This window comes from Micromonospora sp. NBC_00389 (assembly GCF_036059255.1).
GTDB lineage: Bacteria > Actinomycetota > Actinomycetes > Mycobacteriales > Micromonosporaceae > Micromonospora.
The window spans coordinates 4,853,685-4,865,807 of record NZ_CP107947.1; the positions used below are offsets into that span (position 1 = coordinate 4,853,685).

The 12,123-nt window shown below is 68.9% G+C and carries 9 protein-coding genes; 3 read left to right on the plus strand and 6 right to left on the minus strand.

What is annotated here, in order from left to right; all coding sequences use genetic code 11:
• Window positions 1-226 precede the first annotated feature (226 nt).
• The 6 genes from OG470_RS23070 to OG470_RS23095 all read right to left on the minus strand — a co-directional run bounded on the left by OG470_RS23070 (window position 227) and on the right by OG470_RS23095 (window position 9,547).
• Window positions 227-1,414 (minus strand): sugar phosphate isomerase/epimerase family protein, encoded by a 1,188-nt coding sequence (locus tag OG470_RS23070; protein WP_328415351.1) that lies wholly within the window; start codon window positions 1,412-1,414, stop codon window positions 227-229.
• Window positions 1,415-1,552: 138 nt separating this feature from the next.
• A complete protein-coding gene (locus OG470_RS23075; protein WP_328415353.1) occupies window positions 1,553-5,005 on the minus strand; it encodes a ThuA domain-containing protein in 3,453 nt (1,150 codons plus the stop codon).
• Window positions 5,006-5,286: 281 nt separating this feature from the next.
• Window positions 5,287-6,228: a sugar phosphate isomerase/epimerase family protein gene (locus OG470_RS23080; protein WP_328415355.1), complete on the minus strand. Its 942-nt coding sequence runs from the start codon at window positions 6,226-6,228 to the stop codon at window positions 5,287-5,289.
• A gap of 19 nt (window positions 6,229-6,247) precedes the next feature.
• Window positions 6,248-8,353 (minus strand): PQQ-dependent sugar dehydrogenase, encoded by a 2,106-nt coding sequence (locus OG470_RS23085; protein ID WP_328415357.1) that lies wholly within the window; start codon window positions 8,351-8,353, stop codon window positions 6,248-6,250.
• Between the two features lie 787 nt (window positions 8,354-9,140).
• Entirely contained in the window at window positions 9,141-9,332 is a 192-nt protein-coding gene (locus tag OG470_RS23090; protein WP_328415359.1) for a hypothetical protein, read from the minus strand.
• Window positions 9,329-9,547: a hypothetical protein gene (locus OG470_RS23095; protein WP_328415361.1), complete on the minus strand. Its 219-nt coding sequence runs from the start codon at window positions 9,545-9,547 to the stop codon at window positions 9,329-9,331. The genes OG470_RS23090 and OG470_RS23095 overlap by 4 nt, the downstream gene beginning before the upstream one ends.
• Here OG470_RS23095 and OG470_RS23100 point away from each other — a divergent pair.
• The 3 genes from OG470_RS23100 (at window position 9,534) to OG470_RS23110 (ending at window position 11,168) form a co-directional block, all read left to right on the plus strand.
• Complete coding sequence (locus OG470_RS23100; RefSeq protein ID WP_328415362.1) at window positions 9,534-9,809, plus strand: DUF899 family protein; 276 nt, start codon at window positions 9,534-9,536, stop codon at window positions 9,807-9,809. The two genes, OG470_RS23095 and OG470_RS23100, sit on opposite strands and share 14 nt — an antisense overlap.
• A gap of 173 nt (window positions 9,810-9,982) precedes the next feature.
• Window positions 9,983-10,324: a hypothetical protein gene (locus OG470_RS23105; RefSeq protein WP_328415363.1), complete on the plus strand. Its 342-nt coding sequence runs from the start codon at window positions 9,983-9,985 to the stop codon at window positions 10,322-10,324.
• A gap of 298 nt (window positions 10,325-10,622) precedes the next feature.
• A complete protein-coding gene (locus OG470_RS23110) occupies window positions 10,623-11,168 on the plus strand; it encodes an excalibur calcium-binding domain-containing protein (protein ID WP_328415365.1) in 546 nt (181 codons plus the stop codon).
• The last annotated feature ends 955 nt before the right edge of the window (window positions 11,169-12,123 follow it).

A 12,123-nucleotide genomic window follows, 5' to 3' on the forward strand; every position in this document is an offset into this window, starting at 1 on the left:
ACGATCTAGACTTACGTGAGCTTCAAGGTCTTGCCGATCATCATCGGCGGTGGGGCAATGGTCTGTGTCGCCCCACCGACACGAACCCCCATGCCTGCGGTAGACGGGTCGTGACGGGTAGGCGCACCGAGTTGTCTTGAGGAAGCCGACGGCGGCGCTAGGCAGAAGATCGCCCGCTCCGGCCGACGCGCCGGGTCGGCCGGAGCGGGCGAATCTGTGGGAGTTGTCAGTAGCGCAGGGCGCGGAGGTTTGCGTAGCTGTCGCAGGCGGACGAGACGCCGTCCGGGCGGGGGCTGTCGTTCTCGGTCAGGTAGAGGCCGACGCCGCTCATCTGGCTGTAGGCGAAGATGCGGGCGAAGTCGATGGTGCCCTCGCCCACGTCGGCGAAGGAGCCGTCGGCGGCCATGTCCTTGACGTGGAACATCGAGAACCGGCCCGGGTACTGCTTGATCAGCTCCACCGGGTCGACGCCGACGCTGGCCGCCCAGTAGAGGTCGAGCTCCATCGCCACCAGGTTCGGGTCGGTCTCGCGGACCAGCACGTCGTAGCCGCGTACGCCGTTCTGGGCGGTGAACTCGAAGCCGTGGTTGTGGTACGCGACGGTGATGCCGGCCTGCTTGAGCGTGGCGCCGACGGTGTTGAGGGTCACGGCCACCCTGGAGTAGTCGGCGAGGGTCCAGGAGCCCGATCCGGAGATGCGGACGTACTTCGCGCCGAACGCCTTGGCGTTGGCGATGACGCCGTCGAGGTTGCTCTGGAGGTCGCCGAGGCCGATCCCGATGGAGGGAACGGACAGTCCGGCGTCGGCCACCAGGGGCGCGAGCGCGGTGGCCGTCCTGCCGTAGAAGTTGTTGACCGCGCCCGAGGGTTCCGCGTTGCGGTAGCCGCAGGCGGCGAGCGCGCCGAGGGTGGCTTCGGGTGCGCTCGACATGGTGGCCCGGACCGTGTAGAGGACGAGGCCGATGCGGTCGTCGGGTAGCGCGCGGGTCCCCGATGCCGGCTGCGGTGTGCCGATCTTGGAGCCGGCCGCCGCTCGTACGATGCTCGCGCTCTCCTCCGGTGTGATGACGTCGTCCTGCCGGAGCGTGTTGGTCAGGCCGCTGACAGTGCTCACGAAGCTGCCGTGGTCGGCGAACGGGGCCTTCGCCCAGACGGCGTCCAGGATGGTGCACCCGTTGCCGAGGTCGCGGTTGGGTACGCCTGAGTCGGCGCCGGCGCGGCCGAAGAAGACCGTGGACGAGGTGGTGTAGCCCCACGGGCAGAGGTCGGCGGCGACCTGTTCCGCGGCGGACGTGTCGGGTTCGGCGGCCGAGGCCGGCGCCGCGGTGAGCGGCAGGAGTGTCGCTGCGAGCAACACGGCGAGGTGACGGGCTCGCGGTCGATGGTGGGACGGGCGGGCGGAGCTGGAGTTCATCGTTTGTCTCCCGGAAGTCGGAGGGGCAGGTGGTCAGGCCACCGAGTGCAGCGCCACGGATGGCGGTTGCTGGAGGCTGTCGGGGCCGCGCCGGGTCGGTGGTGGCGGGGCGGCGTTCCGCCCCGCCACCCGTGACGCTCAGCTCACCGTCACGACCACGATCGAGGACGTCGTCGCCCCGACGCTGTCGGTGACGGTCAGTCGTGCCGTGTACGTGCCTCGGCGGGCGTACGTGTGACTGGCCGACGCCCCGTGCACGACGGCTGAGTTGTCGCCGAAGTCCCACGCGTGATCCGTGATGGTGCGCCCAGCCGCCGGCGAGGCTGTCCCGGCGAAGGCGACCGCCAGCGGCGCGGTGCCGGTGGTGGGCGTGGCCGAGGCCGAAACGGTGGCGTCGGTCTGTTCGCGTACCCCGGCGCCGTTGAAGCGCAGCCAGTCCAGCGCCATCAGGTCGGGGGTGCCACCCGTCTGGTTCGGGTTGAGGAAGACGAGGTAGAGGGTGGTCGTGCGGCCCGGATCGGTCAGCTCGACGGTGGGCGAGACGACGTTGTCCCAGCCGCCGGTGCCGCCGATGGTGGCCCGGCCGAGGAGCTGGCCGGTGGGGGAGTCGGCCCTGATCTCGATGTCGCCGCCGCTGCTGCCCGAGGCGACTCCGAAGGTGACCGAGTCGATGTTGCGGAGGTTGACCGGGCCGAAGTTGATCCACTCGCCGTTGTCGATGTCGCCGATGCGCTTGCCGGCGCTCGCTGTCGCGCGGTCGAGGACCTGGATGCCGCTCTGGCCGTCGAAGTGCTCGGCCTCCTTGCTCTTGGTCTGCAGCTCGGCCCGGGTCGAGCCGACCAGTTTCGGTGCCCCGTTCGCCCCGCCGTCGGTGTACTGGGCGGAGAGCAGCGTGTAGAGGTTCTGTCCCGGGCCGTGCCCGTCGCCGCCGTTGCTCTCGGTCACTGCCACCCCGACGCACCCGACGTAGTTGTCCAGCGGGTGGGCGTGTGAGTCATGGCCGAGCTGGGTCTGCACGACCACCTTGGAGCAATCGATGGTGCTCTCCTCCGGGTCGGTGACCGTCACCGTGTACGGGATGCGGTCACCGAAATCGAAGAAGGCCCCGTCGGGGACGCTGAGGGTCACCGTCGGGCGCGTGTTGCCGGCCGTGATCTCCTGTACGGCGACGGCGGTCTGCCCGTTGGTGGCGGTGACGGTGAGCCGGGCGGTGAAGCGCCCCGGTGTGCCGTAGGTGTGGCTGGGGTTGGCGGCGGTGGAGTCGACGCTGCCGTTGCCGTCGAAGTCCCAGGCGTACTGGATCGCGGTGCCGTCCGGCCCGCTGGAGCCGGCGCTGGAGAAGGCGACGGTCAGTGGCGCCGGGCCGCTGTCCTTGTCGACGGCCAGCTTGGCCACCGGCGGCCGGCTGTTGGCGACGTAGTCGATGCGGTAGATGCCGGCGCCCTCGTTGCTGCCGCCCCGACCGCTGCCGCTGCCCTCGCCGAAGTCGATGACGTAGAGGGAGCCGTCCGGCCCGAACTCCGCCTCGAACGGCTGGATCCACGACATGTTGCCGAGGATCCCGTTGATGGACTGCAGGTCACCGGCGTTGGTGGGGCCGAAGCGGGGATCGCTGAAGGTCTGGGCGGTGTCGTGGATCGACAGCGTCTTGAACCACCTGCGGGTCAGCTCGTAGACGATCCACTTGCCCTCGTAGTACTGGGGGAACTTGGTCAGCCGCTTGTTGGACGGGTCGTAGTCGTAGACGGGCCCGCTCATGGGGCCGCCGCCGCCCGTGCCCAGCTCCGGGAACTGCGGGGAGGCCGAGTAGGCGTACGAGACCAGGGCCGGCCGGGTTGCCGGGAGGTTGGTCAGGCCGGTGTTGTTGGGGGAGTCGTTGACCGGCGCGGCGCAGTCGAACTTCGGCCCCGAGGTGGCGGTGGCGAAGTCGTAGTCGTTGAACGGGATGTTGTTGCCGATGCAGTAGGGCCAGCCGTAGTTGCCGGCGCTGGTGATCCGGTTGAACTCGACCGTGCCCTCCGGCCCGCGGGCCGGGTTGGCGGACCGGGCGTCGGGGCCGTAGTCGGCGATGAGCAGCGCGTTCGTCTTGGAGTCGACGGTGATGCGGAACGGGTTCCGCATACCCATCGCATAGATCTCGGGCTTGGTGCGGGCCGTGCCCGGGGCGAACAGGTTGCCGTCGGGAATGGCGTATTTGCCGTTGGGCAGGGGCTTGATCCGCAGGATCTTGCCGCGCAGGTCGTTGGTGTTGCCGGCGGTGCCCTGGGCGTCGTACGCGCGACGGCCGGTCCGCTCGTCGATCGGGGTGAAGCCGCTGGACTCGAAGGGGTCGGTGTTGTCACCGATCGCGGCGTACAGGTTGCCCTGCTGGTCCATCGTCACCGAGCCGCCCATGTGCGAGTTGGCGCGAGCCTCACCGCGCCAGGTCGGGATCGTGAGCAGGCGCTTCTCCGAGGCGAGACTGACGCTGTCGCCGTCGACGGTGAAGCGGGACAGGTTCAGCTGCTTCTCCACCCGGTCGGACCAGAGCAGATAGAGCCAGTTGTTGTCGGCGAAGTGTCGGTCCAGAGTCATGCCGAGCAGGCCGTCGGACTGACTGGTCTGCGCCGGCGTGTAGGCGAAGTCCAGCAGCGTGGTGACCGCGAGGGTGTCCTGGTTGACGACCTTCAGCGCGCCGGTGCGCTCGATGTAGAAGACCCGGCGGTCGGGCGCCACCGCCAGTTCGAACGGGTCGGAGAGGTCCTGGTTGACCAAGGGGATCCGCTCGAAGTTGGTGGTCCTGGTGGCGCCGCAGTCACCGGGGGCGGCGCCGGCGGCCCACTTGATGCCGCCCAGCAGGTGCGCGAGGAAGGCCGGCTCCTGGAACGACGAGGAGCTGTGCCCACCGGCGGTGAACCAGGAGCGCCCGCCGTCGTAGTTCTGGCACCACGAGTAGGCATGGTCGGTGCCCTCGTCGAGCCCGGGAATGCCGTCGCGCACCTTGATCTGGGCGAGCGTGTGGACCTTGCCGGTGGGGTTGGTCCGCCAGTTGTACCACTCCTCGCTGCGCTCCCAGAGCTCCGGCAGGTCCTTCGTGGACGGGTGGGCGTGGTCGAGGACCTTGATCCGGCCCGGGAAGGTGCCGCCCGTGGCGGAGAAGTCCGGGTGCTGGTCGAAGATGGTCCCGACCAGTCCCTCGTACCAGGTCCAGTTCCGCTCGCTCGCCGACGCGGCGTGCAGGCCGACCCAGCCACCGCCGTTACGGATGAACCTCTGCAGCGAGGCCCGCTGGTCGGCGTCGAGGAGGTCGCCGGACGCCGGGGTGGAGTTGGTGTTGTTGAACACGAGAGCGTCGAAGCCGGCGAGGTTGGCGTCGGTGAACGCGCCCGCGTCGGTGGTCGCCTCGACGGCGAATCCCTGTTGGTCGCCGAGCTGCCGGATGGCGGCGACGCCGGCCGGGATGGAGTCGTGGTAGAAGTTCGTGACCTTGGAGAAGACCAGCACCCGGAAATTGGCGGCGCTCGCGGATTCGGCGGCGGTCGCTGCGGTGCTCGGCAACAGAAGTGTGACGGCCACGAGCAGGGCGAACAGTAGCGTGCGTTGGCGTCTCATACACGCGCTCCTTGGCGAGGGTCGGTGGTAAGAAAGCGCTTTCCACGTGCTCTGAACCCTACGAGATCAATTTTGGCAGGTCAATATTCTGACGGCGCCCGCATTCGGCGTTGGCGCATTTCTTGCTGCCGTTTCATGGCATGCCGATAACCACTCTCCTCGCGAAGAGGGAGTGGTTATCGCGGTCAGTTTGATATCGACAATAAATGCTGGTCGGGCACCAGAGCCGAGATTTCCGGCCGCCGGCCCTGGTGCCCGTCAGCACTCCCGTCGGCGGTTCCTCAGAACCGCAGCTTGCGCAGGTAGCGGTAGCCGATCTCGGCCGTCTGCTGCGGTGTCACGTCGGGCGTGTCGTTCTCGACGATGTATTCCAGGACCGAGTGCTCGCGGAAGATCCGGGCGAAGTCGACGGTCCCGGTCCCGAGGTCGGCCATGTCGCCGGTGGTCTCGTCCCGGTCCTTGACGTGGTACTGCAGGACGCGCTGCGGCGCGGAGCGGATGACGTCGAGGGTGAAGCCCTCGGGGTCCGCGATGCCGTCGCCGGAGTTGATGCCGCCGGTGACCGCCCAGTAGAGGTCGACCTCCAGGTGCACGAGTTTCGGGTCGAGTTCGGCGGTCAGCACGTCCCACGGCCGCTTGCCGCCGCCGAGGTCGATGGTGAACTCGTGGGCGTGGTTGTGGTAGCCGTAGCGGAGGCCGGCTGCCCGCGCCGCGGCGGCCTCGACGTTCATCTGCTCCGCCCAGCGTTTCCAGTCGTCCGTGCTTTCGGAGTACAGGTAAGGCACCACCATGAACTGCTGGCCCAGGGTGACCGCGTTCTGGACCTTCTGCTCCAGCTCCGCGGCAGTACCGCTGATCCCGTCGTGGCTGGAGCTGGCCCTGATGCCGATGCCGTCCAGGAACTGGCGCAGCTGGGCGGCGGTCCGACCGAAGTAGCCGAGCGCCAGCTCCACGCGCGGATATCCGATCCGGGCCAGGTGGGTGAGGGTGGCGTCGTAGCCGGGCGCACCCCACAGGGCGTCGCGCACGGTCCACAGCTGGATGCTGATCAGACCCGGGGGTACGTGGTGCCGTCCGGTCCGGTGGGCGGTGGCCGACGCGGCCGTCGCGCCGAGGCCGGACGAGGCGAGCCCGACGCCGACGGCGGCCAGCGTGCCGCGCAGCAGGCTGCGCCGGTCGACGGAGCGCCGCAGCGCGGCCATCCCGTCATGTCCGTAACACATGGTCTCTCCTTCTCGAACGTTATGCGCTGGGGACGAGGACGACCTCATCGGTGCCGGTCAGGGACGGCAGGCCGTCACCGCCGGGGTCGGTGTAGGACGCGACGAACACCCCGGTCAGGTGGTCGGTCGCCGGGTCGTGACCGGACGGCACCGTCGTCTGGATCGAGCCGGTGCAGCCGTTCGCGGTGGTCTGCGGGTGCCCGTGGGTGTCGTGGCCGAGGATGTACGTGACGCTGACCCGGGAGCAGTCCACTGGCTGGTCGTCGGTCACCCGTACCTCGAACTGCACGGTGTCGCCGAAGGCGAAGGGCTGGCCCGCGACCGGCTTGACGAGCTCCACCACCGGCGGGGCGTTACCGACCACCACCCGCACCGACGCGGCGGCCGAGAGCCCACCCGGGTCGGTCACCCGCAGGGTGGCGTTGTAGAGCCCGTTGTCGCGGTACGTGAACGTCGGGTTCGCCGCGCGCGAGTCGACCTTGCCGTCGTTGTCGAAGTCCCACGCATACTTCAGCCGGTCGCCGTCGTAGTCCGTGGTGCCGTCGCTGGAGAACGTGACGGTCAGCGGCGCGAGCCCGGCGGTGGGCGTGGCCGAGACCTGCGGCGCCGGAGTGTGGTTGCCCGTCCAGCCCGTGTAGTCGATCCGGGCCAGCTGCGCGTCCTGGTTCTCACTGAAGTAGCCGTCGCCGTACTCCAGCACGTAGAGCGCCCCGTCCGGACCGAACTCCAGGTCCATCGGGTTGTCGAATGTGAACGACGGCAGCACCGGCTCGATTCCGGTCAGGTCGCCGCCGGCGTCCAGCCGCAGGCCCTTCACGTAGTCGCGGGTCCACTCGGCCAGGAGCGGGACGCCGTCGTAGTAGGCCGGCCACGCCACCGGCGCGTGTCCCTGCGTCCCTGGCGGGCTGAACTGGTACGCCGGCCCGGCCATCGGGCCGATGCCGCCGGTGCCAAGCTCGGGGAACTGCGCCGACTGGCCGTAGGTGTACCACACCTGCGGCTGCGCCACCGGCGGCAGTTCCCGCAGGCCGGTGTTGTGCGGCGACTCGTTGACCGGCGCGGAGCAGTTGAACGGCGCCCCGGACACGCCCGTCGCGAAGTCGTAGTCGGTGTACGGCAGCGCCGCGGTGGCGCAGTAGGGCCACCCGTAGTTGCCGGCCTCGCGGGCGGCGAGCCACTTGCCGTGCCCGGCCGGCCCGCGCAGCGGGTCCGCCTGGCGCGCGTCCGGCGAGTAGTCGGCGACGTACAGGTCGCCGGTCTCGCGGTTCAGCTCGATCCGGAACGGGTTGCGCAGGCCCATCAGGTAGATCTCCGGACGGGTGCCGGCCGTGCCCTGCGGGAACAGGTTCCCGTCCGGGATGCTGTACCCGCCGTTGGCGCCGACCTTGATGCGCAGGATCTTGCCGCGCAGGTCATTGGTGTTGGCCGAGGTGCGCTGCGCGTCGTATGCCGGGTTTCGGCCCAGGCGCTCGTCCAGCGGCGCGTAGCCACCGGACTCGAAGGGGTTGGTGTCGTCGCCGGTGGACAGGTACAGATTGCCCTCGGCGTCGAAGCCGATGTCGCCGCCGACGTGGCAGCAGATGCCCCGGTCGACCGGTACGTCGAGGATCTGCTGCTCGGTGGTGAGGTCCAGCTTGTCCTTGACCAGCCGGAACCGGGATAGCCGCAGGGCGCCCTTGAACTTCGCGAAGTCCGCGGCGGTGCCCCAGGCCGGTGCGTCGCCCTCGTTGACGTTCGGCGTCGACGGGTCGTCGACCGGGGTGTTCATGGGCGGGGAGTAGTACAGGTAGACCCAGTTGTTGCCGGCCTTGCCGAAGTTCGGGTCGATCGCGACGTTCTGCAGGCCCTCCTCGTCGTGCCGGTAGACGTCCAGGGTCGCGGCGATCGTGTTGCGGCCGGTGTCCGGGTCGTGCAGCCGGACCTCACCGGCGCGGGTCACGTGCAGCACCCGGCGGTCGGGCAGCACCGCGAGGTCCATCGGCTCGCCCGGGTTGTCGTTGAGGGTCACCTTCTGGAAGTCGCTCTCGGGCGGCGGGCTGGTCGGCGCGGCCGTCGCGACGGTGGGGGTAGCGACGAGCGCGATGGTCGTCAGACCCGCTACTGCGAGCGCGAGTCGTCTCTTCATCTGCCTCTCCTTGCTCGGGACTGGTCGGGGCAGGTCGAGGAAGCCAACAACTCCTTGATGGACCTGTGCGGGCATGGCTGAGTCGCCCGTCGCGACGCACGCCGCCACCGCGGCGTCGAGCAGGTTGCCGACGGCCTGCGGCTGCGTGGTCGGGAACGGGGCGGAGGAGAGGGGTAGGGGGACAGGTGCGGTCAGATGTCGGCCGGCAGCCAGGGCCGCCAACGTCGCGGTTAACCGCGACGAAACACCATCGACCTGGCCGACGCTACAAAAGACATGTAGACGTGTCTATAGCTTTCCTTCGACTCAACCGAACTTTCGTCCGAGACGGACGAAAGTAGCTCTTCGTGCGCGATTGCCGATGGAGTCGGTAGGCTCGCGCGCTGGTCAACCGCGAGCCGCGGGTATGGCGCAGCCGGTTCGGAGGGCGGATGCACCTGGCCCCGGTTCGCACCTCAACAAGAAGCCAAGCTTCCCTGGGCGGGTGGCTTATGGTGAAGCCGGCGCGGCCATTGTGGTCCTTACTGGTGCGCGGCGGGCGCCCGGATCAGAGCGTAGGGCCTTCACGTCTTCCAGCTGAAGATGGGCCCACAGGATCATGATCCATGTGAGCTGCGACCTCGTCCGTCACGCCGGTCACGAAGACCTCATGCGCGAGCAGCACGACGGAGCGATCGGTTGGCAGCGGAAGAACAGCAACATCCCCCACGACTATGACTGGCCGGCGTACGTCAGCAAGCTGACGAAGCTCGCTGACCGGTTCGGATAGTCGTCCGGGGCTGTCATGTCACGCGCGGTCGGCGGCAGATCCGGACACTTGAACAACGTCACAGCAGGCAGAACAGCCAGGTGCCCTGTTGGTCGCATCGCTGCCCTGTGCCCACTCCAGCAACTGGTTCGGACTGCCGATCCCGCCCGCGCACAGCACCAGCACGGCGATCACCGCAGCGCTGATCGCGGCGAGGGCGCGGGCGTTCACCGCAGCGCTCCCGCAGCCGGCCGGCGATCGCAGGGCAGCTGTGGACCGCGGTCCACGCTGGGCGGGGTCAGGCAGCCGGCGAGCCGATAGGAGTCAACACGCGTGCCGTCGCCGGTGTGCAGGGCGATGGCGGCGGCGCCCGGGTCGATGAGGTAGATCCATTCGGCGTCGAGGTGACCGGCGTGGCACAGCGGGAAGACGGTGACCTTCCGCACCCAGGATGAGCTGGCCGAGGAGAAAGGAACACCGTGGACCGGCGGCCCTTGGACGGAAGACATGCGCGGCACCGAAATGCCCGGGATTAGCGCGTTCCTCCAGGTTGATGGCGAAGTGTTTCACACGTACTCTATGTACGGCCGGGGCATCGAGGAATCGACGTTCACCACCGCCGGTGTGCCGCGACCCGGCATCCTCATCGAGGAAGGACCCATGACCGTTCCCATATTCGACTGGTACCTGCAGCACCTTCACGAGTAGGTCATCACCACCGCCGTCAGCGCTTCACCCGCGAAGCTGTACGAGCGTGGCCACTGGGTCCGCCCGGGGCGGCGCAGAGCCCGACCTGGGGGAGGGCGTGTCGGACCTGCTCGGGCCTGCAGCCACGGTCGCCGACCGGACCCGCTCTCATTGCGGGAAGGGGTGAATCCTCTGTGCAGGTCTTTCAGGTCAGTCTCATCCTTTTGATCACCGCACCCGAGGACGCCTCGCTGCCGGCATTCATTGACGATCTGCGCGATCAGCTGACGCAGCTTCAGCACCGGTGGGAAGGCGTCATCGCGCCGACCGTTCGCTGCATGATCGAAACAGACACCTGCGAGGTGACCCTGAGTGTCATGGCCGATGACATCACCACCGCTCCCATAGCCGCAGGCCGGGCAGTCGCTTACGCCGCCGATCGTGCGGCACCGTCCTGGCGGGTCGCCGTCGGGCGCATCACCGTTCAGAGACCACCTCGGCCAACCACTCTCGAGGACCTGCCACCGCTTCCCTGACCCGGCCAGGCCGGGGTGCAGGTGCTGCCCACGCTCTTCGCCCGCATCCACGGACCCGGCCCGCCCCAGGCGCAGCAGTTTGGACGCACATGACGCACAACGCGGCGCGGCGACGCCGGCGCCCAACCAGGTGACGCTGCGGGTCGCTCTCACCGAGCCGCCCGCCACGGGCGCCACACCCATGCTCCTCATCACGGGCCTCGACGACACGGGAAGCTAAGAAATACTGCTGCCCGTCAGGCCCGGACCGTGGCCTACCAGATTCGTCTCCTACCCGACCGGCAGAAAGTCTCCACTGATGACACCCGACCCCCACCAGGCGCCGCACGGTGACACCGTGCAGCTACCCATCTACCAGCCCCCGTCAGCAGCCAGGAAGAAGGCGGTCCCCTGGGTGATCGCCGGCTCCGTCCTCCTCGGTCTCTGCTGCTGGGGGGGTTTCATCGCCGTCAACGACGACGAACCGAGCCGGCCCTCCGCCGGAAACAGCCCCACCCAGGCCGGCCCCTCCGCCGCTGCACCCCCCGACGGCGGCGCGACCGCCACCACCGACTCGAACGTCCTGCAGCAACTGCCCACACCGACGCGATCTACCCCGACGACGTCCGCGGCGCGGCCGAGCCCGTCATCAGCCCGGCCGAATCCGACCGCCACCCACAGCACCACGCCACGGCCGGCGCCCACCAGCTCCCGGCCGAAGCCTCCACCCGCGCCCACGACCGACCCGCGATTCGGCACCTGCAGAGAGGCCAACAACGCCGGCTACGGCCCGTACTATCGCGGCCTCGACCCCGAGTACGCCTGGTACATCGACCGGAACAAGGACGGCGTGGTGTGCGACTGATAAGTCCCCAGCCCCGGCGGAACGGAGCAACCGATCATCACTTGTGCCCACCGCTACGCCCTGCCGCTCCTGGCCGTACCCGGGCCAAGGTCGCGCACGGTGAGTGCGGCGAAGGTGGCGAAGGGGGCGGTGCCGGACGAGTGTAGATGTAACGCCCCACATTCCCGCGACGCCTGTAAATGATGGAAAGGTCGGGTGCGCGGCCTGACGAACGGGCGGGACTGCACCACCCCCGCGATCTCGCCCGGTGCATGGTCCGAACAGCGCACCATGAAGCCCGTCGGGAGATATCCCTATGGCTAATTCGACATCTCGTACCCCACCGCCGCGCTGGCCGGGCAGCCACAACGGCGTCGCCGCACCCGCCGTCTGGAACCTGCCAACCCAGCCACTTCCCCAACAGCCGCAACGCTCGGGCGAGTGGTGGCCCTATGCGGTGTTCGGCGCAGGGACCCTACTGCTCGGGTGCTTGGCGATGGTGGTCGTCCTGCTGGCCAGGTAGCCCGCGGGGCGCCGTTTCTTACTTGCTGTTAGGCAGCGGCAGGCCCGGCCACTGGCGTTCAACGCCTGTCGGCCACGGCCAGGTGCGAGGTCGGGCAGGCCACCGCGATCCTTAGGCCTTTGCCGACCGACGCTGCGACGGTCGCGTCGGCAATAGTTGCTAGCGCTGCCGCGCGGGCCCTCGCGGAAAGATCAGGCACGACGGCCCCTTCACCGGGGTGTGATAACACCTCCGCGCAGGCGTCAACGAGCCGCACCGCTGTTACATGATCCTGCCTCGGCCTGCAGCGCTAGACGATCATGGACGGGCCCTGAGCCGCCGCGGTACCCTCGCCAACCGTCGTGAGCAACTGGCGATCGGCTCGAAGCCGGTAGGAGCACGGCCAGTAGGCCTGGCAGTCTCGACACCGGCGGGGGTCGTCATCACACTGCCGGTGCCGCTCCGCCAACACCT